30 protein-coding genes, 1 tRNA gene and 1 other annotated feature are annotated in these 23,480 nt (G+C 45.1%); of the genes, 27 read left to right on the top strand and 4 right to left on the bottom strand.

Going from position 1 to position 23,480, the window contains the following annotated elements:
• The first annotated feature begins 22 nt into the window (after nt 1–22).
• From glnA to KGF70_RS08245, 4 genes are all read left to right on the top strand, one after another.
• Nucleotides 23–1,369 carry a type I glutamate--ammonia ligase gene (gene glnA / locus KGF70_RS08260; RefSeq protein ID WP_050338789.1) on the top strand — a complete coding sequence of 449 codons (1,347 nt, stop codon included), beginning with the start codon at nt 23–25 and terminating at the stop codon, nt 1,367–1,369.
• A gap of 182 nt (nt 1,370–1,551) precedes the next feature.
• Nucleotides 1,552–2,439, top strand: coding sequence for a hypothetical protein (locus KGF70_RS08255; protein WP_050338788.1), 888 nt, complete (start codon nt 1,552–1,554; stop codon nt 2,437–2,439).
• Nucleotides 2,429–3,385 carry a hypothetical protein gene (locus KGF70_RS08250; protein WP_105961833.1) on the top strand — a complete coding sequence of 319 codons (957 nt, stop codon included), beginning with the start codon at nt 2,429–2,431 and terminating at the stop codon, nt 3,383–3,385. The genes KGF70_RS08255 and KGF70_RS08250 overlap by 11 nt, the downstream gene beginning before the upstream one ends.
• Before the next feature lie 15 nt (nt 3,386–3,400).
• Nucleotides 3,401–3,940 (top strand): dUTP diphosphatase, encoded by a 540-nt coding sequence (locus KGF70_RS08245; protein ID WP_050338786.1) that lies wholly within the window; start codon nt 3,401–3,403, stop codon nt 3,938–3,940.
• A 45-nt stretch (nt 3,941–3,985) separates the two neighbouring features.
• On the opposite strand, the gene KGF70_RS08240 is transcribed toward KGF70_RS08245, so the two are convergent.
• Both KGF70_RS08240 and KGF70_RS08235 read right to left on the bottom strand, forming a co-directional pair.
• Entirely contained in the window at nt 3,986–4,324 is a 339-nt protein-coding gene (locus KGF70_RS08240) for a hypothetical protein (protein WP_050338785.1), read from the bottom strand.
• 69 nt (nt 4,325–4,393) lie between these two features.
• The gene (locus KGF70_RS08235; RefSeq protein ID WP_101873605.1) at nt 4,394–4,594 is read right to left on the bottom strand and encodes a hypothetical protein; all 201 of its coding nucleotides are present in this window, start codon (nt 4,592–4,594) and stop codon (nt 4,394–4,396) included.
• A 638-nt stretch (nt 4,595–5,232) separates the two neighbouring features.
• Between KGF70_RS08235 and KGF70_RS08230 the strand changes: the two genes are divergently transcribed.
• Both KGF70_RS08230 and KGF70_RS17595 read left to right on the top strand, forming a co-directional pair.
• Nucleotides 5,233–5,306: transfer RNA gene (locus KGF70_RS08230), tRNA-Arg, on the top strand.
• 770 nt (nt 5,307–6,076) lie between these two features.
• Entirely contained in the window at nt 6,077–6,202 is a 126-nt protein-coding gene (locus tag KGF70_RS17595; RefSeq protein WP_021336442.1) for a hypothetical protein, read from the top strand.
• Between the two features lie 85 nt (nt 6,203–6,287).
• Here KGF70_RS17595 and KGF70_RS08225 read toward each other — a convergent pair whose 3' ends face one another.
• Entirely contained in the window at nt 6,288–6,443 is a 156-nt protein-coding gene (locus KGF70_RS08225; protein ID WP_003638590.1) for a hypothetical protein, read from the bottom strand.
• Nucleotides 6,444–6,843: 400 nt separating this feature from the next.
• On the opposite strand from KGF70_RS08225, the gene KGF70_RS08220 reads away from it, so the two are divergent.
• The 19 genes from KGF70_RS08220 (at nt 6,844) to KGF70_RS08130 (ending at nt 21,928) form a co-directional block, all read left to right on the top strand.
• Nucleotides 6,844–7,473 carry a TetR/AcrR family transcriptional regulator gene (locus tag KGF70_RS08220; protein WP_050338782.1) on the top strand — a complete coding sequence of 210 codons (630 nt, stop codon included), beginning with the start codon at nt 6,844–6,846 and terminating at the stop codon, nt 7,471–7,473.
• A 61-nt stretch (nt 7,474–7,534) separates the two neighbouring features.
• Nucleotides 7,535–7,608: a sequence feature (ribosomal protein L21 leader region), on the top strand.
• A 22-nt stretch (nt 7,609–7,630) separates the two neighbouring features.
• The gene (gene rplU, locus KGF70_RS08215; RefSeq protein WP_003638592.1) at nt 7,631–7,939 is read left to right on the top strand and encodes a 50S ribosomal protein L21; all 309 of its coding nucleotides are present in this window, start codon (nt 7,631–7,633) and stop codon (nt 7,937–7,939) included.
• Nucleotides 7,940–7,961: 22 nt separating this feature from the next.
• Nucleotides 7,962–8,297, top strand: a complete 336-nt coding sequence (locus tag KGF70_RS08210) for a ribosomal-processing cysteine protease Prp (RefSeq protein WP_003638593.1) — start codon at nt 7,962–7,964, stop codon at nt 8,295–8,297.
• A 24-nt stretch (nt 8,298–8,321) separates the two neighbouring features.
• Nucleotides 8,322–8,600 (top strand): 50S ribosomal protein L27, encoded by a 279-nt coding sequence (rpmA, locus tag KGF70_RS08205; RefSeq protein WP_003638594.1) that lies wholly within the window; start codon nt 8,322–8,324, stop codon nt 8,598–8,600.
• Nucleotides 8,601–8,769: 169 nt separating this feature from the next.
• Nucleotides 8,770–9,834 (top strand): Xaa-Pro peptidase family protein, encoded by a 1,065-nt coding sequence (locus KGF70_RS08200; RefSeq protein WP_105920912.1) that lies wholly within the window; start codon nt 8,770–8,772, stop codon nt 9,832–9,834.
• Between the two features lie 70 nt (nt 9,835–9,904).
• Entirely contained in the window at nt 9,905–10,462 is a 558-nt protein-coding gene (gene efp / locus KGF70_RS08195) for an elongation factor P (protein WP_003638596.1), read from the top strand.
• A 47-nt stretch (nt 10,463–10,509) separates the two neighbouring features.
• Nucleotides 10,510–10,968, top strand: a complete 459-nt coding sequence (locus KGF70_RS08190; protein ID WP_216768363.1) for an Asp23/Gls24 family envelope stress response protein — start codon at nt 10,510–10,512, stop codon at nt 10,966–10,968.
• Entirely contained in the window at nt 10,965–11,384 is a 420-nt protein-coding gene (gene nusB, locus KGF70_RS08185) for a transcription antitermination factor NusB (RefSeq protein ID WP_003638598.1), read from the top strand. Before KGF70_RS08190 ends, nusB begins: the two co-directional genes overlap by 4 nt.
• A gap of 146 nt (nt 11,385–11,530) precedes the next feature.
• Complete coding sequence (locus tag KGF70_RS08180; RefSeq protein WP_216768362.1) at nt 11,531–12,391, top strand: tetrahydrofolate dehydrogenase/cyclohydrolase catalytic domain-containing protein; 861 nt, start codon at nt 11,531–11,533, stop codon at nt 12,389–12,391.
• Nucleotides 12,384–13,727 (top strand): exodeoxyribonuclease VII large subunit, encoded by a 1,344-nt coding sequence (gene xseA / locus KGF70_RS08175; protein WP_105920913.1) that lies wholly within the window; start codon nt 12,384–12,386, stop codon nt 13,725–13,727. Before KGF70_RS08180 ends, xseA begins: the two co-directional genes overlap by 8 nt.
• Nucleotides 13,727–13,957 carry an exodeoxyribonuclease VII small subunit gene (locus KGF70_RS08170; RefSeq protein WP_003638601.1) on the top strand — a complete coding sequence of 77 codons (231 nt, stop codon included), beginning with the start codon at nt 13,727–13,729 and terminating at the stop codon, nt 13,955–13,957. The genes xseA and KGF70_RS08170 overlap by 1 nt, the downstream gene beginning before the upstream one ends.
• Nucleotides 13,950–14,840, top strand: a complete 891-nt coding sequence (locus KGF70_RS08165) for a polyprenyl synthetase family protein (protein WP_216768361.1) — start codon at nt 13,950–13,952, stop codon at nt 14,838–14,840. Before KGF70_RS08170 ends, KGF70_RS08165 begins: the two co-directional genes overlap by 8 nt.
• 12 nt (nt 14,841–14,852) lie before the next feature.
• On the top strand, nt 14,853–15,671 hold the full coding sequence (locus tag KGF70_RS08160) for a TlyA family RNA methyltransferase (protein ID WP_050338777.1): 819 nt from the start codon (nt 14,853–14,855) through the stop codon (nt 15,669–15,671).
• An 83-nt stretch (nt 15,672–15,754) separates the two neighbouring features.
• A complete protein-coding gene (locus tag KGF70_RS08155) occupies nt 15,755–16,213 on the top strand; it encodes an arginine repressor (RefSeq protein ID WP_021336444.1) in 459 nt (152 codons plus the stop codon).
• 96 nt (nt 16,214–16,309) lie between these two features.
• Nucleotides 16,310–18,004 carry a DNA repair protein RecN gene (gene recN, locus KGF70_RS08150; protein ID WP_216768360.1) on the top strand — a complete coding sequence of 565 codons (1,695 nt, stop codon included), beginning with the start codon at nt 16,310–16,312 and terminating at the stop codon, nt 18,002–18,004.
• 510 nt (nt 18,005–18,514) lie between these two features.
• Nucleotides 18,515–19,699 (top strand): betaine/proline/choline family ABC transporter ATP-binding protein, encoded by a 1,185-nt coding sequence (locus tag KGF70_RS08145; RefSeq protein ID WP_162255255.1) that lies wholly within the window; start codon nt 18,515–18,517, stop codon nt 19,697–19,699.
• Nucleotides 19,696–20,325 (top strand): ABC transporter permease, encoded by a 630-nt coding sequence (locus tag KGF70_RS08140; protein ID WP_050338774.1) that lies wholly within the window; start codon nt 19,696–19,698, stop codon nt 20,323–20,325. Before KGF70_RS08145 ends, KGF70_RS08140 begins: the two co-directional genes overlap by 4 nt.
• Before the next feature lie 14 nt (nt 20,326–20,339).
• A complete protein-coding gene (locus KGF70_RS08135; protein ID WP_216768359.1) occupies nt 20,340–21,275 on the top strand; it encodes an osmoprotectant ABC transporter substrate-binding protein in 936 nt (311 codons plus the stop codon).
• Nucleotides 21,275–21,928, top strand: coding sequence for an ABC transporter permease (locus KGF70_RS08130; protein ID WP_003638609.1), 654 nt, complete (start codon nt 21,275–21,277; stop codon nt 21,926–21,928). Before KGF70_RS08135 ends, KGF70_RS08130 begins: the two co-directional genes overlap by 1 nt.
• Nucleotides 21,929–22,093: 165 nt before the next feature.
• Here KGF70_RS08130 and KGF70_RS08125 read toward each other — a convergent pair whose 3' ends face one another.
• Entirely contained in the window at nt 22,094–22,429 is a 336-nt protein-coding gene (locus tag KGF70_RS08125; protein WP_082230244.1) for a hypothetical protein, read from the bottom strand.
• Nucleotides 22,430–22,620: 191 nt separating this feature from the next.
• On the opposite strand from KGF70_RS08125, the gene gmk reads away from it, so the two are divergent.
• Both gmk and rpoZ read left to right on the top strand, forming a co-directional pair.
• On the top strand, nt 22,621–23,241 hold the full coding sequence (gene gmk / locus KGF70_RS08120; protein WP_003638611.1) for a guanylate kinase: 621 nt from the start codon (nt 22,621–22,623) through the stop codon (nt 23,239–23,241).
• Nucleotides 23,238–23,450, top strand: a complete 213-nt coding sequence (rpoZ, locus tag KGF70_RS08115) for a DNA-directed RNA polymerase subunit omega (protein WP_003638612.1) — start codon at nt 23,238–23,240, stop codon at nt 23,448–23,450. The genes gmk and rpoZ overlap by 4 nt, the downstream gene beginning before the upstream one ends.
• The last annotated feature ends 30 nt before the right edge of the window (nt 23,451–23,480 follow it).

Here is a 23,480-nt window from a genome sequence, read left to right as displayed (position 1 = left end):
ATCAATTTAAGGAGCGATTTTCATGGCAAAACAGTCCTACACGAAAGACGATATTCGCCGCATCGTCAAAGAAGAGAACGTTAATTTCTTGCGGTTGATGTTTACCGATTTATTCGGCACGATCAAGAACGTTGAAGTTCCAGTTTCACAACTCGACAAACTCTTGGATAACAAGTTGATGTTTGACGGTTCATCCATTGACGGGTTTGTTCGTATTGAAGAAAGTGACATGTACCTCTATCCAGACTTATCAACTTGGTTGATCATGCCTTGGAACACGGAACATGGTAAAATTGCACGGATTATCTGTGAAGTTTATACAGCTGACCGCAAACCGTTTGAAGGCGATCCGCGGAACAACTTGATTCGGGTCTTGAACGACATGCGTGAAGCGGGTTATACGTCGTTTAATTGTGGGACTGAGCCAGAATTCTTCCTTTTCAAGATGAATGAAAAGGGTGAACCAACGACTGAATTGAATGATAAGGGGAGTTACTTCGACTTATCACCAATGGACTTAGGTGAAAATTGCCGGCGTGATATCGCGCTTGAACTCGAACGTCTCGGCTTCAATGTGGAAGCCAGTCATCATGAAGTGGCGCCGGGCCAACATGAAATTGATTTCAAGTATGCGGATGCGTTGTCAGCGGCGGATCATATTCAGACCTTCAAACTGGTCGTGAAGACGATTGCCCGTAAATATAACCTCTGGGCAACCTTCATGCCGAAACCATTGAATGGTGTTAACGGCTCTGGGATGCACGTCAACATGTCCTTATTCCATGACCAAGGCAATGCTTTCTATGATGCTAGCGATAAGAGTGGCTTAGAATTGTCATCTGACGCTTACCACTTCTTAGGCGGTTTAATGAAGCATGCCCGTTCTTATACGGCGGTTACCAACCCAACGGTCAACTCATACAAACGGTTAGTGCCAGGTTATGAAGCACCCGTTTACGTGGCTTGGTCCGCTTCAAACCGGTCACCAATGATTCGGATTCCTAGTGCGCGTGGCTTATCCACTCGTTTGGAATTACGGAGTGTTGATGCCTCAACCAACCCATACTTGGCCTTTGCAGCCGTATTGGAAGCTGGCTTGGATGGTATCAAGAATGGCATCGAACCACCAAAGAGTGTTGACCGTAACATTTATGTGATGGATGAGGATGAACGTGCCGCTGCTGGCATCGCCGATTTACCATCGACCTTACACAACGCGCTGAAGGAATTCCAGACGGACCCAACGATGAAGAAGGCGTTAGGGCCACACATCTATCAGAGTTTCTTGGAAGCTAAACGACTTGAATGGGCATCATATCGTCAACAAGTTAGCGAATGGGAACGCGATCAGTACATGGAATTGTACTAAGCGATTAATTTAGATTAAAATGAGACGGTTAGGGCACCTTCAATGGCGAACTAGCCGTTTTTGTTATAAAATTAGTAAATTAGTCGGGTTGACCTTTATTAATCGGTTAATTTTCGGTAACATTAAGAATAGCAGTGCAATTCAGCAAGTATCCAATTATTATTGATTGCAAGGAGATTATTATGGAAAAACAAAATCAGCCTGATCTTGAAAAACAAGATCAACCAACGCGCGCGCTTACGAAGCGACTTCAACAAAAGTTAGACTATGTAACCACGGTGCGCCAAGCAATAACGGCTGGTGACGACCGGTTGATCTATGAATTGATCGATGGTGACCATTATCACCAAGCCTTACTTAACGAGGAACCGGATCCAACCCGTAACGCCCAAGTCGATTTAATTACGGACGTTTATCCGGCAATCAGTCACTATTTGAGCACCAAGTTAATTGATTATTTGGCACACGAGTACCCATTTTTCTACTATGAAGAGACCCAACTCGGGGAATTTCAGATCTACTTTGGTAATTGGTGGGATCGGCGTCGCTTCGGTAAGCTGAACGTGTTAAAAGTTGCGTTTGAATTCAGCTCCGAAGAATATAACAAACTTGAAAAGACCTTTGAACTGGCACCGGCACATAAACGGTTCAATACGGACCGGATTCAACAAATCTCAGCCGGCAGCGACCAACTGCAAAAGCTAATTGATGCCCAGTCTGACCGTGATGCCCAAAAAGATGAGTTGCGCAAACAATTGAAGGAAAATGGTCAGCGTAACTCACTCTTTGATTCTGGCCGCATCAAGGAAGAACGCCAACAGATCATTGACCAGTTGACTAAGTTAGCGGACGAAGATGAACAGGCGAATAATGCGCACGCAACCATGAAAGATAACGAAGCTAAAATTTTGACGTTATCCAAGGAAGATACGATTTTGGCTTACGAAAAGCAAGCGATTGAAAACGCCTTTAAGAGTTTCGAGAATTTTAATGAGCGCAACCGTAGTCTTTACGTGGACTACTTGACAACGCTGATTGGGAAGGCGCAGGTAGCGGCTGATGGCGAATAATACAGACACACAAATCGATACGGCGACATTAAGCACCCATGGCAAACTGAGTACCTTTAATGAAGGCCTCAAGAAAGGTTTAGCAAACGGGGAACGATTCACGGCCTTGATGGACCAATTGATCGACACGACCGATGGGGAAACTTTGTTGGCGGCTGCCCAAACGTTAGCTGATTTTAAGCTGGATACGGCCTACGTGACATTCCCGCATCAGTATCAGAATGCGGATTACTACCTGATTTTTATGAGTCGTTTACTGGGGATGCACGGTGATGAACAGGCCGTTCTCAACTCACAACGCCATACTGAAGCGTTATACCACGTCTACAGCGCTTTGACCGATGACTATACGTTCTTGTATCAAGTTGTCGCAACGGGGAATGGTGGCGCTTACTACCGGGAACAAACGACCGGCGAACAACTCTTTTATATTAATCTAGAACGGCGCTTATTACGTTTCAATAGTACGGCGTTCACCAATTTATTTATTAATAAATTATTATTGAAGGGGACGGGTATTGATCAGATCAATACGGTCTTGTCGACACTGATTAAGTTTGGTCACTGTTTACAGGATGATTTCGGTTTCAACGTTGATTTCAATATCTTGGATGTTGCTAATGCGGCCAAGTATGAATTACGCGCCGCAGACCTGGACCAAGCAATCGTTGACAAACTGTTTGTGAGTGCGGCGGAAAATGACTATATGTTGCGGAACTCACAGCAGGGCCATGGCGCGCAGATCGAATTACGGGCCGGGCTAACAGTCGACATTTTTGATGCGGCTGACGCCGGTGCGAGCCCTAAGTGGGTATTGACGGTGCATGATCCTGACCAAACGGTATCATGGTTCGACGTGCTCTTGCACTTTGGGTTTATGCGCGACTGGTATCTAGATAATATCGACTCACTCGAAATAAAAGCGGATCCATTAGTATTTGCTTAAACATGGGGGATTTTGATGCTAGAATTAACGACATTGTTACAGCAATCTATTCGTCTCGACCGTGATATCACGGCCCGACAACAAATTCATTGGCGACCAGAAGAACGGCTACAAAATGCGATGGTCTCACTCGATGTGGAATTGGCAGAAATGGCTAATACATCGGAGTGGTTCAAAGTATGGAAAATTCATCGCGGCAAAGCTGACCCGGATAAGACGCATCGCGAGACACTCTTAAACGAATACGTCGACGCGATGGATTTCTTCTTCCTCGTTTCAGCGATTCAGCAGTGGACCCATCTCATCCCGCTGACCGCTGAGCAATTACAGGAAATCGCAGCAAAGCCTGCCACCGATTTGAATAAGCAATACTTAGCCATCAAACATTTGGTCTATGATGCTTATTTCAATCACCGTCAAGAGAGCTATCGGCACGCTTGGCACGTTTTCTTGAAGATTGGGCTAGTGGACTTTGGCTTTACGCAAGACGAGATTCAGGCTGCGTTTACGGCTAAAAATCAAGTTAATCAGCAACGACAAGCAGATCACTATTAAAAAAACCTAGTTACGCGAGCAAGCACATTCACGTAACTAGGTTTTTTAGTCTGCCGTAATCAATTCGGCGTCGTTATCTGGATCTTGAGCCACCAGCTCGTTGACACGGTCAATCAATGTTTGTCGCTGGTCAAGGTCGTCATCACATTCAAAGAACGCACCTAATTCCTCGGCTAAAATATCTTTACCGGCGTCCATGTAGCGGTAATCGTTGCTGGTGATGGTATAGTGTTGGTGGTCAGGCATCCGCGCAATCACGCAACCAGTCGCAGATTTTCCTTTAGAGTCTTTGTCCGTAAACTCCACTGCCAGTACGAACGGCGTGTCAGTCGACCGGTCTTTGATGGCGTGGGCCACGTTACCGGCAATTGCTTCAAGTTTCAATACAGTTCACCTCAGGTCATATTATACGCACTATTTGACCCTGATGCGAGCGCTGATTTGATCGTAGAATCAATCGAGCAACTGTTCCGCGCGTTGCTTTTCCGCGGCATAAAACTGGTTAAACGCGCGGTAGGCTAGTATCGTCAGTCGGTAGTGTCGTTGTGCGACCAGTAAATTGTTGTGAAATTCAAACGTTGCGCGCCCTTGTTGGATAAACGTGAGCGTGTCATTGAGATAGATGTTGCTGCTGATGCCATGACGGATTAACATTGGTGAACGCCCCCCTGAGGTCCATTAATAAGCCTATTTTAATCCCGTTGGTCGGTGGGGTGGTCACGATGCACTTGGATTGTTGGGTCAGCGAATGTTAGTTGGGATGAGTCAGTTCAGGTTTACTTGCTTCCAATGTCGCCCATATACGCCACTAGCATTGAAGAAAGCGTCAAACTCATGATTTTGAATAAAGGTTGGACTGGTGTATTAGTAACTAGTGACGTGTCTCCGATAAGAATAGCTATGGCGATCAATGATGGTACTATTGTCCACGAGACGGTCGTATCTAGCTGTTTAATTGGGTCGAAGGCAACTTGATGATGGTTTACGACAAAAGACAAGAACGCGAGGATCCAAATCTCGATTGCGCAGCTCACCCATTGTGGGACGTCGGGATAAGCGTTGCCAATTATCGCACTGAATATCACTGTGGCAGAGCTTACAATAAAGTTGATAGTTTTTTCGTCTTGTGTCGTAAAAAAGTTTCCTCCTTGGTTGGTGTATTTCCATCCTAATTAAAGTTTCCTCAACTGGAAAATTCACCCTGGTTATTTGTCAGTAACTGGATTTTTATTCAATGTTTAAATAATAAATTGACACACTTCCACAACTTAACTATAATTAATCTTGTTGTTGTCACGGTAGCTCAACTGGATAGAGCATCCGCCTTCTAAGCGGAGGGTTGTGAGTTCAAGTCTCACTCGTGACATATTAGAAGATATTGGTGCAAAACAAAAAATTAGGAATCCTGTTAAATCAACGTTTAACGGGGTTCCTGATTTTTCGTGTGTCTTTAAAAACTGTAGCTATTGAAAAAATGTGCACAAAATGTGCTCATGAAATTGACGTCTTATTTTGTTTTTAGAATGACTGGTCAGCCGGATAAGAAAATTATTTGTGTCATCAACGTTGCTGGCAACTGCAAGCAAAATATGGTCAATGGTCACTAGGTCAATTTGATATTGACGGCTATTTTGGGATGTGGACGTAATTTTGACACGACAGAAAACTGTCTTCCGGCAGGCATGCTGTTCGCAGGACGAATTAAGAGCTAGAATCAGTCGTTCAGAAATAGTTTCGATTCTAGCGAATACACCAAACTTATATTGTTGAATTGTAATATTTGTAACAGAACTGTGTTAATAAAAAGTAAGCACATCAGCTCAATTGAATCACGTGGAGAATTTTGCCGATAAAAACGCTGTTGATCGTAGAACTTAAATTTTTTTCGGCTAAGACAGATCATTTTCAGAAAAACGCCCGGGTATAAACCCTTTAATGACAGTCACAATGTCGGTGATTACACGAAAATAAATGACTTAAAAATCCAAGCTAAAACGAGACTAAAAAAGGGAAATTAACCAACAACCATTAAGAAAAGTTAAAGAAATGCAAAAAAAGCATTAAACCGATTTGTTTCACTTGAAATATTGCTGTAACAAAACGATAATAATCATGTAACAAGGAAGGAGAATTCTTATGGGTTCAGTAGTTGCAATTGTCGGTATCATCGCCATCGCTGGTGGCGTCCAATATTATTCAAACTTTGTTGCCAAAGAGAATGCAAGCAGTAAGCATTTCACTGCTTCCCGTAATGACCGTTAGTCAACGGGGATTCTTACGCACATCGGTATTATACAATCAAATTAAAAAAAGAACTGCTCATCGTAATGAGCAGTTCTTTTTTTAATTACTTAAGTTTTGGTGCTTTTTCGATGGTGTCAGTCTTGCCGGCAGCCCAACGTTGGATAGCAGCAATTTCTTTTTCGCGACGAACGCGCTTTTGCTTGCCTGCAACTGGCCGACGTGCTGCCCAGGTGTTATATGGTTTTGCAACAACAGTCATAAGAGATGTCCCTCCTTTGATTAGTCCAATAACGACTATATTAAACAAGAATAGTGTACATTGCAACCGAATTAACAGGAAAAGCCAGACTTTTCCTAAAAATTGCATTATTAGTATACCGGTTATTTTACCTGGTTGTCAAGATAAAATCCTTTACAGCGATGCTTACGGTGCCTGATTATGGATCAAGGTGCGATGAAATGGGTGAGAAATTACCAGTATAGGACGCTCAAAGCCCGCTATGTCGGCAAGATTGGCTTCCCTAGAGTAGTGGCGCTTGCCTTGATATTCTGTTTGATGTTAGACGTAATTAAACTTTTTGTCTGGGTAATCAGTAACTGTTAGACGCTCTTAGTAATTAATGTTATATTAGTTATGAAATGAAAGTAGGGAAGTAAACATGAGCCATGAAGTGGACCCGCGCGTCGATAAAACTCGGCGCCGACTAAGAAAAGCATTAATTACCTTATTACAAACAGAATCAGTGGAGAACATCTCTGTGCAAAAATTGACCAGTACGGCGTCAGTGACGCGCGGAACTTTTTACCTTCATTATAAGGACAAACCCGCCTTTGTTGATCAGGCCCTCGATGATTTGGTCACGGAGCTGTTTGAGACGGCGATGGTCACGGTGTCGGTCGGAGATATTATGACTAATCCAATCGATCCGTTGCAACGTGTGCAGGTGCTGTCGCTATCGAAAGCACTGGGCTATATTAGTCAGCATGCAGAAGCCTTCGAGACCCTCTTGCTCCATCAACGGCAGTTAGCGGTGAACCAGCGCATCAACCAGCAGATGACGACTTGGATGGACAAATTTTATCATCAATTTGAAGCGCAATTTGCAGATTTGGAAGTGCCGGTCAGCATTCAAATCGCTTATTATGTTTCTGCGACAGTCGGGTTGATTACGGACTGGCTGGAAAATGACATGATCTATACGCCACATTATTTGACGAAGTGTATCAAAAAGATGCATCATTTAATGACGATGAGTAATATCAGTTTTACTGATTTTTTTGTCAAATAAAATCATTGCTTGACTATTGAATGGAAATTTGATAATATTTTCCTGTTGTATTTGTGGACTTCTACAGCTACAACCGCACGGATTGAGTCTTAAGTTCAGCAATGGCACTTACATTCGGCGAGTCTAAGTGATTCATAATTTAAGGAGGTGCACAAACGTGTACGCAATTATTGTAACTGGTGGTAAACAATATAAAGTTGAAGCAGGCCAAGCAATTTACGTTGAAAAGCTTGACGCTGCTGCTGGCGACAAGGTAACTTTTGATCAAGTTGTCTTTGTTGGTGGCGACACAACTAAGGTTGGAACACCTACTGTTGATGGTGCGACGGTTGAAGGTACTGTTGAAAAGCAGGGCCGTGGCCGTAAAGTGGTTACTTTCAAGTACAAGGCTAAGAAGGGCCAACATACTAAGAAGGGTCATCGCCAACCATACACTAAGGTAACGATCGACACAATTAATGCATAATTAAGAAAGTAGGCATTCCTTTATGATTCAGGCAACCATTTCCCGTAATGCGACCGGTCAGGTGACCGCCTTTAAGTTAACGGGACATGCTGATTCAGGTGCTTATGGACAAGACATCGTTTGTGCGGCGGTTTCGGTGTTAGCAATTAGTACGATCAATGGGATTGAACAAGTTGCCCACTTACAACCCGCAGTGCAAAGTGATGAAACCAATGGTGGTTTGTTGATTGCGGATTTTACCAAGCTTGACTTGGCGAATACCCAATTACAGACGTTACTGGCGAGTTTCACACTTGGTTTGAACGATGTGGCCGCGAACTACGGTGATTACATCCAAGTTCGCGAACAAACACGATAACCACATTCGGAGGTGGACTTTACTATGTTAATGAACTTGCAATTCTTCTCTCACCATAAAGGTGGCGGTTCAACTGCCAACGGTCGGGACTCAGCTGGTCGGCGTTTAGGTGCCAAGCGGGCTGACGGCCAAACTGTTAAGAATGGGAACATTCTTTATCGTCAACGCGGAACCCATATTTACCCAGGTGTAAACGTTGGCCGTGGTGGCGACGATACATTATTTGCAATGGCTGACGGTGTCGTTCGTTTTGAACGCAAAGGTCGCGACAAGCGCCAAGTTTCTGTTTACCCAGCAAAATAATTTTTGAAGAGCCTCTGCATGGAGGCTCTTTTTTTGTGACGCCAGCGCATAAGCTCACGTGGCGACGGTGCTAATTTTACCGTTGACTGGATGCGCCATTGAAATCATTAGCTTCAGGTTTTGGAAAGTTTGGTATAATGAAGCGTGAGGTTATGATGGGAGTGACAGTATGAAAACTCGAGTTGAGCGGTTACAAGATCAGTTTGATCCACTGAAAATCGATGCATTCTTGGTTTCTAGCGGTGCGAACCTGCAATATTTGACTGGAATGGCAGACATGGCCGGTGACGGTTACTTGCTAGTGTTGGCGAATGACGCTTATCTGGTGACGGATGCCCGTTACCAGACTGCATTTGCTACCCGTTATGATGACCAGCACTTAGTCATCACCCGTGATTATCTGGGGGCCGTTTGTGATATTATTGAACGGACGCACACTGGTGTCATGGGATTTGAGGCGGAGATTCCATATTCAGCCTACAGCTATTTGGATGAGAACTTGGTCAGTGACTTGGTGGCACTGCCAGACGTTGTCGACGATTTGCGCATCACTAAGGAACCTGATGAGCTGACCAAGCTCCGTGCTAGCGCTAAGTTGGCGGATGCCGGTTTTGAGTACGTGACCAGCATCGTTCGTCCTGGCATGCGTGAGATTGATGTCAGCAACTTGCTAGATGCCTTTATGCGCACACACGGCGCTAGTGGGCCATCTTTCACCACCATCGTGCTTGGTGGCGCACGAGCGGCGTTGCCACACGGGACGGCCTCGGATGCGCTGCTTAAGGCGGGGCAGCTGGTTACATTGGACTTTGGCTATTTTCTAAATGGCTATACTTCTGATATGACCCGGACCTTTGCGCTTGGAACGCCGGATGCCAAACTGGCAACGGCTTACCAAGCGGTTCAAGCGGCGCAACAGGCAGTGGTGGATCAGGTGAAGGCTGGTGCAGCGACGGCTGAGCTAGATGCAGTTGGTCGTCAACTTTTGACGGATGCCGGCTACGGTCCCGCATTCAACCATGGGATGGGCCACGGGATTGGTTTAGCAATTCATGAAGGACCACTGATCTCTAAAAACACGACCGGGGTCCTAGTGCCCAATAGTGTGGTAACCGTTGAACCCGGCGTTTATTTCCCTGATTTGGGTGGCATGCGCATCGAGGATGACGTGCTCGTGACTGCGACCGGACATGAACGGCTGACACAGGCCACTCGTGATTTACTGATTTTATAGTTAAGACAGTTGCCACAACGGCCTGGTCTTGTTATAGTTATAAAGATATCTTTGAGGAGGATTTTTTAAAATGATTTCAACAGCAGATTTTAAAAATGGTTTGACCATTGAAGTAGACAACGCAATTTGGCGCATCGTGGAATTCCAGCACGTTAAGCCTGGTAAGGGTGGCGCCTTTGTTCGTTCGAAGCTTAAGAACTTACGGACGGGTGCGGTTCAAGACAAGACGTTCCGTGCCGGTGCTCGGATGGAACAAGCCCCAATCGAAAAGAGTACGATGCAGTACCTTTACGCCGATGGTGACAGTTATGTCTTCATGAATACTGAAACTTACGAACAAATCGAAATTCCTGGCGACCACATTCAAAACGAATTGAAGTTCTTGAAGGAAAACATGGAAGTTCAAGTGACGCTTTACAAGGGTGAAGTGTTAGGGATTGATTTACCAAACACAGTTACTTTGGAAGTTGCCGAAACTGAACCTGGTATCAAGGGTGACACGGCTTCTGGTGGTTCAAAGCCAGCAACGTTGGAAACTGGTGCGATCATTCAAGTGCCATTCTTCGTTAAGGCGGGCGACAAGTTGATCGTCAACACCGTTGATTCCACTTACGTTTCACGGGCTTAATTTCAACGAACTAATACCGGCAAACATGGAATTGGAGGAATGTCAAAATGGCTGACAGTAGCAACATTACGTTACAAACCAAAGAACCCAGCTTAGGACAAATTCAAATTGCACCAGAAGTGCTTGAAATCATCGTTGGCATCGCCGTAAGTCAAATTGATGGCGTCAACCGGATGCGTGGAACGATTTCTTCCAGTGTAAATGAGTTGTTCGGTCGCAAGAAAAATCTTGGTAAGGGTGTCAAGCTGACAATCGTCGATTCACAAATTAGTGTGGACGTTTATGCTTACTTAGACTATGGTGTGTCAGTGCCGAAAGTGGCGTTGGCGATTCAGGATAAGGTCAAGCAACAGATTTTATTCATGACTGACCTAGCACTGAGCGAAGTAAACGTGCATATCACGGGTATCGTGACTGAAAAGACTGAAAGTGCGATCGATCCAAACAACTTGTTTGGTGATGAAGACACCACTGCCGATGAAAATAAAGATGGTGAAGAATCGTGAGTTTAACGCGTCATGAAATCCGGGAAAAGGCATTTCAAGCGCTGTTTGCGTTAAATGCGAACCCGGACGCTGATGAAAATCAGTTATTCCAACAGTTACTCAACCCTGAAGAAGCGGATGATATCGAGATTCCAGCTTATTTAAGCACGTTGGTAACTGGTGTTCGTGAACATCAAGCGGAATTAGACGCTCAAATTCAACCTTATCTTAGTCAGAAGTGGTCCTTGGATCGCCTCGCTAAGACGGATTTGATTATCTTACGAATGGCGTTCTTTGAATTGCAATTTGTTGACGACGTGCCGACCAAGGTCGCTGTCAACGAAGCAATTGAATTGGCCAAGGCGTTCAGTGATGACCGGTCACGGAAATTCGTGAGTGGTGTCCTGGGCAAAGTGGTCAAAAATCAAGCCAATTAGTCTAAAACCGAACAATCTTATGTTCTACCGTAAAAGTCTGGCTGTTTGCCAGACTTTTTTTAATAAGTTATTAGAAAACCTGTCATAAATCAAGGCAATGAATATGCTAAAATAAGACCAGACAGAGAAAGAGGAGTGTGGCACTTGTGACGAAGATTATTGATGGTAAAGCAGTAGCAAAGAAGGTTAATGTACAGACAGCAACGGCGGTCGCGGATTTAGTTGCGCAAGGAATTCAACCGGGGATTGCTGTCATTATCGTTGGGGACGATGCAGCCAGTCAAATCTATGTGCGAAATAAGAATCGCAAAGCCACTAAATTGGGGATGCATTCCGTCGTTCGGCAATTACCGGCAACGACGACGCAAGCGGAGTTGTTAGCGATTATTGCTGACTACAATGCTGATGAAAGTATTCATGGGATTTTGGTGCAGTCACCATTGCCCGCCCAAATCAATGAGCCACTGATCACCATGGCGATTGATCCTAAAAAGGATGTGGATGGGTTCCATCCAAGTAATGTCGGTAAGTTACTGACCAACTTTCCTGGGAATTATCCCGTTGCCAACACGCCGCGCGGTATCATGACGATGCTTCATGAATATGGCGTTGATCCTGCTGGTAAGACGGCGGTGGTGATTGGTCGTAGTACGATTGTCGGCAAACCGATGGCGGCACTGTTGACGAATGCCAACGCCACGGTAACGATTGCCCACAGTAAAACAGCGAATTTAAAAGCAGTCGCCCGTACGGCTGATATCTTAGTGGTTGCGACTGGGATTGCCCATTTAATTACGGGTGATGATATCAAGCCGGGCGCAACGGTTATTGATGTTGGCATGGACCGTGATGAAAATGGTAAACTAGTGGGTGACGTCGACTTTGAATCTGCACAAGGGGTCGCCGGCTTGATCACGCCAGTTCCTGGTGGGGTCGGCCCGATGACGATTGCCACGTTGATGCAGACGACAGTCGAACTTGCAAAATGGAGTGATGTACGTGAGTGAGAGTCAACAATATTTGACGGTTTCAGCTTTAACACAGTATATCAAGCGTAAATTTGAAGTCGACCCGTATTTAGGCAAGGTCTATCTAACGGGTGAAGTTTCAAACTACCGGCCGCGGCCGAATACGCATCAGTATTTCAGCCTGAAAGACGACCATGCGAAGATTTCAGCCATCATGTTTAAATCGGCCTTTGCCAAGGTGAAGTTTCAACCTGAAGAAGGAATGAAGGTGCTGGTCGTTGGCCGCATCGGACTATATGAGCCGAGTGGTAGTTATCAGATCTACGTTGAACGAATGGAACCAGATGGGGTTGGTGCGCTGTACCAAGCCTATGAACAATTAAAAAAGAAATTAGCGGCTGAGGGCTTGTTTAGTGCGCCCAAAAAGCCGCTTCCGCGTTTTCCAAAACGAATTGCCGTGGTGACAAGTCGCAGTGGGGCCGTGATTCGAGATATTATCACAACGGCCCGGCGACGGTTTCCGATTGCGCAGATCGTCCTATTTCCAGCCCAGGTCCAAGGAGACGCGGCGGCTGCCGAAATTAGTCGACAGATTGAACGTGCCAATGCCCAGGGTGATTTTGACACCCTGATCATCGGGCGTGGTGGTGGTTCGATTGAAGATTTGTGGCCGTTCAATGAAGAAGTCGTGGCGCGCGCAATTGCCCAAAGTCAATTACCCGTGATCTCATCGGTCGGACATGAAACCGATACGACGATTGCGGATTTAGTTGCGGACGTCCGCGCCGCAACGCCGACTGCTGCGGCAGAACTGGCGGTTCCGGTATACAATGATGTCTTGCTACAATTGAAGCAGGATCAGACGCGGGTGCTGAACGCGTTTCAAAACTTGGTCCAGCGTGACCGGCAACGTTTAAATAAGCTGACGGCCTCGTATGTCTTCACACAGCCTAATCGCTTATATGAAGGCTACTTGCAGAAACTGGATTTCTTGAACGAGCGCCTAAAACAAGCGGGCCAAAACCAGTTGAATGTCGCCAATCAACAATATCAACGCGTCTTTCAGCAGTTACGGCAACAGACACCCATTCACCAAGTTCGCCAAGCGCAGACGCAACTAGCCAATTTAGAGCAGCGCTTAAATCGGAGTACTCAGTTAGTCCTTCGGCAAAAGCGCCAACAGCTAACGCAGACGGTTCAATCATTAGATTTATTGAGTCCGTTGAAGATCATGACCCGTGGCTATGCGTTCGTCACTGCTGAGGACCAGGTCATTCATGGTGTCAAGCAGTTGCAACCGCAACAAACTGTGACGATTCATATGACTGATGGTGAAGCTGAAGCTCAAGTTACTAAGATTGATGGAGGAAAATAATGGCTGAACAACCTACTTTTGAACAAAATTTATCACAATTAGAAACGATCGTTAACCAATTAGAACAAGGTGACGTGCCGTTGGAACAAGCCTTGGATCAATTTCAAAAAGGGGTTGCGCTGAGCAAGCAGTTACAAGCAACCCTTGAAGGTGCCGAAAAGACACTGACTAAGATGATGGATGAAAATGGTGACGAAGTCCCGTTTGAGCAAGCTGACGCCAATGAATAAGCAACAATTGGCAGCCTTTGAAGCCGAATGGCGACCTCGAATCAATCAGTATTTGGACCAACAGTTACAGGCTTGCTCAGACCGGCCAACGTTGGCAGCGTCAATGCGTTATTCAGTACTAGCGGGCGGCAAACGCTTGCGGCCGCTACTAACACTAGCCGTCCTTGATGTCTTTGGGGTTACAATTACACCAGCACATTTGCGTGCCAGTACGGCGGTAGAATTAATGCATACTTATTCGCTGATTCACGATGATTTGCCAGCAATGGACAATGACCGCTTGCGCCGTGGGGAACCAACTAATCACGTCAAGTTTGGTGAAGATGTCGCGATTTTGGCCGGTGATGCGTTGCAGCCGCTAACGTTTGAATGGATCGCAGATAGTGGATTGCCGGCAACCATGATTGCGCAACAAACGCTCGCTTTAGCCCAAGCGACTGGTCCAAAAGGAATGGTGGCTGGTCAGGTTGCGGATGTGCTGGGTGCGGGACGTCATCTGGCGTTACCAGCTTTGCAACAGCTGCATCGTGAAAAGACTGGGGCATTGATCCACTATGCTGTTCAAGCCGGACTAATTCAAGCCGAAGTACCAACGGCAATTCAAGACCCCTTATTAGCGTATGCGGATGCGTATGGGTTGGCATTTCAAATTTATGATGATATTTTGGATGTCACCAGTACCCCTGAAGAACTTGGTAAGGCGACGCACAAGGATGCGGATGAGCATAAAAACACCTATCCGGGCTTGTTAGGTCTCGATGGCGCGCAACAGGCGCTCAAACAGGCGGTAGTGGCTGCTGAAGCGGCCTTGGAACAAGCGCAAGCAATCAGTGAGCGTGAAATGACACTGTTAGCAGCTTTCTTGACGTATTTTACAGATTAAGGACTAATTTAGATGGAAAAAGAACGAGTTGACGTATTATTAGTACAACAGGGGTTATTTGATACCCGTGAAAAGGCCAAGCGGGCGGTGATGGCCGGTGAAATTCTGGGCGTAAATGAAGAACGCTTGGACAAACCTGGGATGAAGATTCCAGTGGCCACCGCCTTACATTTGAAGGGCAAACCGATGCCCTATGTTTCTCGGGGTGGCTTAAAGTTAGAAAAAGCCCTCAAGAGCTTTGAAATTGATGTGACTGGTAAGACCGTGTTGGACATTGGCTCTTCAACGGGTGGCTTTACTGACGTCGTACTTCAAAATGGTGCCAAAATGAGCTATGCACTCGATGTCGGTAGCAATCAGTTGGTCTGGAAATTGCGCCAAGATCCCCGAGTAGTGGTCATGGAACATACCAATTTCCGGTATAGTAAGTTAGCGGACTTCAAGGAAGGTCAGCCTAACTTTGCCTCAATTGATGTGTCGTTTATTTCGCTGCATTTGATCTTACCACCACTGCACGCGATTATTGAAACTGGTGGGTCCGTGGTGGCATTGATTAAGCCACAGTTTGAAGCAGGTCGTGAGAACGTTGGAAAGCACGGCATTGTGCGTGATCCTGCCGTCCACAAAGCCGTTTTGACGGATATTATTTCATTTGCCCAGGAAAATGGCTACAACGTCTTAGGCCTTGATTTTTCACCAATCAAGGGTGGTGAAGGGAATATCGAATTCTTGGTTCACCTACAAGCCACGGATGAAACGCCACGGGTTGCACCATCCGTTTCAATCGAAAAAACACAGACTGCTGCTTATGAACAGTTGAACAAAGCCTAATTTTTAAATCCGGACTTTCATATTTATGCAATTTGGCTTATGATGTGTTTAAATAAGTATGAATAGCTACCGGGGGTGATCGGGTGAAGAAGCAAGAGCGCCAACGCTACATTAAACGATTATTGAGTTCGAACGAAATTGAACGACAAGAAGACTTTGTCAAGCTGTTACGTGCCGAAAATATCGACGTGACGCAGGCAACGATTTCGCGCGATATTAAGGATATGCAGCTGGTCAAGGTTCCCTCGGCAACGGGCGGTTACCATTATAGTATGCCGGTGCAGAAACAGATGGATACCGAGAAGAAGCTGAAGCGAACGCTGAAAGATGCCTATGTGTCTTATGCGACCCAGGATAAGTTCGTGCTCATCAAGGTGTTGCCAGGTAATGGGCCGGCGCTAGCAACGTTAATAGAAGCGATGCATTATGAAGAAATTTTTGGGACGCTTGGTGATGATGCCAACGTCTTGATTATCTGCAAATCGCTCGCGATGACACTCGAGTTGCAACAAAAAATTCAACGCTTACTTAGCGATAATTAGGCTGGTAAGCCATCTTCGACCTGTTCACGTGCGTGTCAGGTCGCTTTTTTTCAAAAACTTTTGGGTCACGCAAATGCTTTTAAGGAGGGCTTGCGGGTGTTACAAGAACTATCGATTACGAATTTTGCAATTATTGAACATTTAGATATTGCCTTTGAAGCTGGGATGACAGTTTTGACTGGTGAGACGGGTGCTGGTAAATCGATTATTATTGATGCGGTCGGCCTGTTAGCAGGTGGCCGCGGTTCGTCAGAATTTATTCGGACGGGCGCAGATAAAGCTGTCTTACAGGGGATGTTTATTTTGCCGGCGGACGGCGTGACGGCTCAGCTGTTAGATGAAGCAGGAATTGACCACGCTGACAATACGGTGATTTTGCAACGCGAAATTACGAAGAGTGGCCGCAACACTTGTCGAATCAATGGCATGCTGGTGAATACGACGACTTTGAAGCAAATTGGTGAAACGATTGTTGATATTCATGGACAAAACGAACATCAAGAATTGATGCAACCAGAAAAGCATTTAGGGCTATTAGATGAATTTGCTGCGGCCAAGATTCGGAAGTTAAAGCAGCAGTATCAGCAGCAGTATGATCACTATCAGCAATTAAATCGCGAACTACGACAGAAAAATGCAAATGAAAAAGAATGGGCACAACGCTTAGACATGCTGAATTTTCAGGTTGATGAAATCGCAGCTGCCCAAATTAAAGTTGGTGAAGAGGCGGCGCTGATTGCTGAACGGGATCGGCTTGATAACTATCAAATGATCAATCAGGCGTTGCAACAAAGCTATACGTTGTTAGCTGCTGGCGAGGAAACGACTGGAGCTGTCGACATGGTTGGGACGGCGATGAATGCATTGGAGCCGATTGCCAATTTGGATTCGGCGTTCAACGAAATTACCGTCAATGTCAAGAATGCCTTTTATGGCTTGCAGGATGCAGCTGGGCAAATCTCAAATCAGTTAGACTTACAAGAATTCGATGAAGGGCGGCTAGATGAAATTGAGCAACGCCTAGATGTGTTGAGCCAATTGAAACGCAAGTACGGTGATTCTGAACAGCAAATTCTCGATTATTATCAAAAAATTGCCGCTGAGCTCGCCAAAATGACTGACTCAGAAGAAAATAGTGAAGATCTCGCACAACGAGTGACCGATGCCAAAGACAAACTGTTGAAGACGGGTGAGGCCTTGTCAGATAAGCGGCGCACGGCTGCCAAAGTCCTACAACGTCAGATTCATCAAGAGCTCAAAGATTTATATATGGACAAGGCCATTTTCGAAGTTCGGTTTAAGCCCACTAAAGGTCAAATCTATCGGAGTGGTTTAGATAGTGTCGAGTTTTACATTCAAACCAACCCAGGTGAGCGAATGCGACCACTGGCTAAGATTGCCTCTGGTGGGGAACTCTCACGGATGATGCTAGCACTCAAGACGATTTTCTCAGAATCACAAGGAATCACCAGTATTATCTTCGACGAAGTGGATACCGGGGTCAGCGGTCGGGTCGCACAAGCGATTGCTGAAAAAATCAACGGAATTGCACACTTTTCACAAGTGTTGTGTATCACGCATCTGCCACAAGTAGCGGCAATGAGTGATCATCATTACTTCATTGCCAAAAAAATCACCGGCAAACGCACCAAGACGAGTGTGACCAAGTTGGATAACGCTGCCCGGGTGAAAGAATTGGCCCGGATGCTGGCTGGTACGAAGGTGACTAAACTTTCATTGGAACATGCCGAGGAGCTATTGCAACTGGCCGATGAAGAAAAGGACGAATGACGTTTTTTTTCATAGCTGATTTAATTCCAAATTAGCAGGCGATACAGTGTCATTGGACGTGCTGGCAAGTAATCAGAGGTGCAAACTAACTGACGGCTTGATTAAGCGAGTACTGTTACGCCTTAATTCAAATAAGCATTCAAATCAGACCGACCAGTGATGGTGGGCCTTTTTTGGTTACCCGTGAAAGTCTGAACAACCCGAGATATTACGCCAGGTGACAGGATGCTTTGGACGCAGTAATTCTTAAGTGACAATGGTCTACAGTCCGAACAGAATACGTTATAATGTGATTGATTATGATGTTGAAGCCAGTAAATCACGGGTCTAAATTTATTGACCAGGGCTCAAACGGTATGAATGCTAGCTTATTGACGTTGATATAAATATTTTATATGTCTTGTTATTTGCATTTTACTTTCATTATAAGCTATGCTTGATTACAGTACAGTTTATTAGGAAATGAAATAAACTGAGTAAATGATTGGAGTGATGAGGTTGTTTCTGACAATGGAACATTTGAATAAAACGTATCCTGGTGGCAAGGTCGCCGTTGAAGATTTTAATTTAGAAATCGAAAAAGGTGAATTTGTTTGTTTCATCGGGACGTCTGGTTCAGGTAAAACAACCACTATGCGGATGATTAATCGGATGTTAAGTCAGACTTCCGGAACCATTAAACTTAATGGGAAAGATATTAGCCAGATTGATCCGGTTAAATTGCGCCGTCAAGTGGGTTATGTGATTCAAAACATTGGTTTGATGCCCCATATGACGATTCGTGACAACATTACGTTGGTGCCACGGCTATTAAAATGGCCCCAAGAAAAAATGAACGAACGTGCTAAAAAGATGATCAAGTTGGTTGAATTACCTGAAGACTACTTGGATCGTTATCCATCAGAACTTTCTGGTGGGCAACAGCAACGGATCGGGGTTGTCCGGGCGTTAGCTGCAGACCAAGATTTAGTCTTGATGGATGAACCGTTTGGGGCCTTGGACCCAATTACGCGGGAATCATTACAAGACTTAGTCAAGGACTTGCAGGAGCGTTTAGGTAAGACCTTCGTGTTTGTCACCCATGATATGGATGAAGCGCTGAAGTTAGCCACGCGCATCGTAATCATGGACGGCGGTAAAATTATGCAAATCGATACTCCGGATGGCATCTTGCGTCATCCAGCCAATGAATTCGTTGAAAACCTGATTGGTAAGGATCGGTTGATTCAAGCCCGGCCAAGTATTACGACAGTTGGTCAAGTGATGTTAAAAGATCCGATTGCCACGACCCCTGGGAAGTCCTTAACAGTCGCCTTACGCCAAATGCATGACAAGCGTGTCGACTCGCTATTGGTCACTGATGAGGCGGGTATTTTAAAGGGTGTGATTGGCATTGAAGATGTTGATTACAACTTTAATTCAGCCACGAGTGTCGGTGATATCATGAAGACTGACTTGTTCTACGTGCAATCCAATTCTTTGATTCGGGATACCGTTGAACGGATTTTGAAACGCGGTCTAAAGAATATCCCAGTTGTTGATGATCAGCATCGACTCGTCGGTATCGTGACGCGGGCAACCTTGGTTGATATCGTGTACGATGCACTTTGGGGCGATGAAGACGAAGATGAAGCTGAAAACAATATTCATCATGGGGAGGACGACGCGCCCGCTGAAGGCGGTGACCAAGCATGATTACTTTCCTACAGACTTATGGGATGCAACTCATTGTTAAAACGTGGCAGCATATCTACATTTCGGCGTTCTCACTGTTACTAGGGGTGATTGTTGCGGTGCCAATCGGTATTTTACTGACACGGGTCAAGCCAATCGCCAACGTCGTGATGTCAATTGCTAGTATGCTCCAGACGATTCCAGCGATGGCGTTGTTAGCACTGATGATTCCGTTCTTTGGGATTGGTGCGATTCCTGCCATCATTGCGTTGTTCATCTACTCACTGTTACCTATTCTACGGAATACGTATCTCGGGATGGAAGATGTTGATCCAGCCCTGATTGATGCCGCCAAAGGAATGGGGATGACCAATTGGCAGTCGATCGTAAAGGTCGAATTACCAATGGCAGCGCCGGTGATCATGGCCGGTATTCGCTTATCAGCAACCTATGTGATTGCTTGGGCAGCGCTAGCTTCCTATATTGGTGCCGGTGGTCTAGGTGACTTCATCTTTAACGGGTTGAACTTGTACCGTACCGATTTGATTTTGGGTGGTTCGATTCCCGTGATTATTTTGGCCCTCATCGTTGACTGGCTATTGGGTAAGCTGGAAGCAGTTGTCACCCCAAGAACCACACAAGCGTAAGGGGGAAAACTGAGATGAAAAAATTTAAAAAGTGGTTATTAGGTGCGGTCGCAACAGTTGCTAGTGGGATTTTACTAGCCGGCTGTGGTTTTCCTGGCTTATCCGGGACGTCTTCTGATACGATTCGAATCGCATCGCAAAATACGACGGAACAACAAATTATGGCCTATGTGATTCAAGACATGATTCAACACTATTCTAACTTGAATACGACCATTATTAACAACTTAGGGTCCGGGACGGTTAGTTTTAATGCCTTGAAGAATGGTCAGGCTGACATTTCTGCGATTCGCTATACTGGGACTGATTTGACGGCTATTCTAGGTGAAAAAGCGAATCGTGGCAACGTTAAAGCAACGGATGCCAAGGTTAAACGTCAATTCAATACCAAGTACGATATGCACTACTTCCCAACTTATGGGTTCGCGGATACGTATGCATTCATGGTCACCAAGCAAACGGCTAAGAAGTATAACTTGAGTACGGTCAGCGACATGAAAAAGGTGGCTTCCAAGTTAACGGTTGGACTTGACCAAACTTGGCTGGAACGTAAGGGTGACGGTTACGATGCCTTTCAAAAACTGTACGGTTACCAGTTTGGTAAGACCTATCCAATGCAAATTGGGCTGGTCTACGATGCACTGGAATCCGGTAAGATGGATGCCATCTTAGGGTATTCCACCGATGGACGGATCGGCAGTTATGATTTGAAGATTTTGAAGGACGACAAGAACTTCTTCCCACCATATAACGCTAGTGCAGTCGCCACGAATCAGATTTTAAAGGAACATCCTAAGTTGAAGCCGATTCTGAATCGTTTGAATGGTAAAATTAGCTTGAAGACGATGCAAAAGTTGAATTATCAAGTTGATAACAACTTAGTGGAACCTGAAGTGGTCGCTAAACAGTTCCTTGAAAAGCACAATTATTTTGAAGGGAGTGACAAATAATGGCTAATATGAACTTGCTGGAACAGTTGATTTATTACTACCAACAAAATGGTGTGTACGTCTTGAGTCAATTTAGTCGTCACTTCTTGATTTCAATTTATGGTGTGCTTTTTGCGGCCATCGTCGGCATTCCGATTGGAATTTTTATTGCCCATCATAGCCGGCTGAGTGGAACGGTAATTGCCATTGCGAACGTGATTCAAACGATTCCATCATTAGCGATGCTATCGATTATCATGATTGGACTTGGCTTAGGCGTTAATACGGTGATTGTGACGGTCTTCTTGTACGCCTTGCTGCCAATTATCAAAAATACGTATACCGGGATGCAAAATGTTAGTGCCAGCATTCTCGATTCTGGTAAGGGGATGGGGATGACTCGCTGGCAATTGCTACGGATGGTTGAATTACCACTTTCGCTATCCGTTATCATGGCTGGTTTGCGAAATGCGTTGGTCTTAGCTATCGGGATTACCGCGATTGGGACCTTCGTTGGTGCTGGTGGTTTAGGAGACATCATTATTCGTGGGACTAACGCCACGGATGGTGGGGCGATCATTCTCGCCGGTGCGTTACCAACGGCCTTAATGGCGATTATTTCTGACACGGTGTTAGCCTGGATTGAAAAACGGGCGGATCCAACACAAAAATAGATGTAATTAAAAAAGATTGATTTACAGGTACTCCGACTCACTCATTCAGGGAAGTTCGTGGAGCTGTAACATCAATCTTTTTGATTTGCATCGAAAACACCACGCGAATATGCAAGGTTGTATTAACGTGATTTCATCTTTCGATGCAAGGATTATTGATTTGAATTAAACGCGTTTGACATAACGCACGGCCGCTAGATTGACCAAATGCGTCAGATGCAATTGGTGGTTAACTAAGACGAGTTGACCACTCGCCAGATATTTGAGGACCCCATGAATGTTATAAGGGTGGGCCTCCGTTAACTGGGGCTGCATCTGTAGCATCACGTGGTACTGCTGGTCATGCGCCTGCTTTAAGAACAAATCCCGCTGGAAGGCCGGCATCGTTGGTAATAATGGTGCAACGATGGTCGGGGCAGCAGTAAAGTCATCCATAAATTGGCGATAGGAAGCGTGTAAGTTCTTAGAAATTAATTTTAAATTTGATTGTTGATTTTGCATAATAGCCACCTCGAACATTTGTTTGTGTTTTCATTATACGAACAGGCGTTCTAAAAAGCAAGCCCTAAATCCGGAAAAATTATTTTTAAAAAATGAAAAATCAGGTGAAACCTTGATAATACTTGCAATCTAAGCCTAAAAAGTGCAAAATAAACTTTAAAACATATTTTAATTAAGGGGAATTTGTGATCATGGCGAAACAAGGCATGTTAATCGTCTTATCAGGTCCTTCTGGTGTCGGTAAAGGTACTGTTCGGAAGGAAATATTTGACTCAGATGATAACGATTTTCAATATTCAGTCTCGATGACGACGCGGCAGATGCGTCCGGGCGAAGTAGACGGCAAGGACTACTATTTTGTGTCCAAAGAAGAATTCGAGGATGAAATTAAGAGTGGCGGGATGCTTGAATATGCCAAGTATGTTGACAATTACTATGGAACGCCCTTAAAATATATTAAGCAGTCATTAGCGGCTGGCAAAGACGTTTTCTTAGAAATTGAAGTTAACGGTGCGATGCAAGTTCGCGAAAAGATGCCTGATGGGGTGTTTATCTTTTTGACACCGCCGGACTTAATGGAATTGAAGCACCGAATCATCGGTCGTGGGACGGATGATATGAGTGTGATCAACAAACGGATGGCTAAAGCCGTTGATGAAATCAAAATGATGCGGAATTATGATTACGCCGTAATTAATGACGAAGTCCCGTTAGCCGCTGAACGAATCAAAGCAATTATTCGTAGTGAACGGTTTAGTGTCAAACGGGTGATGCCTGAGTATGAAGAAATGTTAGGAGATGTGGAATCATGATTTTATATCCATCAGTTGATGATTTATTAAAGCAAGTTAACTCACGGTATTCACTGATTATGTTAGCCAGCAAGCGGGCCCACGAATTAGATGCCGGTGCGCCACCAATGCTTAGTGAATACAAGTCAGTTAAGACGATCGGTCGGGCAATGGAAGAAATTGCCGCTGGTGACTTAATGATCGATCCAGATGAAATCGACGAAGACTAGTCATAAAACAAGGTGCTAAGCTAATTCAGG

Source organism: Lactiplantibacillus sp. 7.2.4, assembly GCF_018991185.1.
Taxonomy (GTDB): domain Bacteria; phylum Bacillota; class Bacilli; order Lactobacillales; family Lactobacillaceae; genus Lactiplantibacillus; species Lactiplantibacillus pentosus.
The sequence above is the reverse complement of the archived record's forward strand: the minus strand, read 5'-3'. Positions and strand labels throughout refer to the sequence as shown.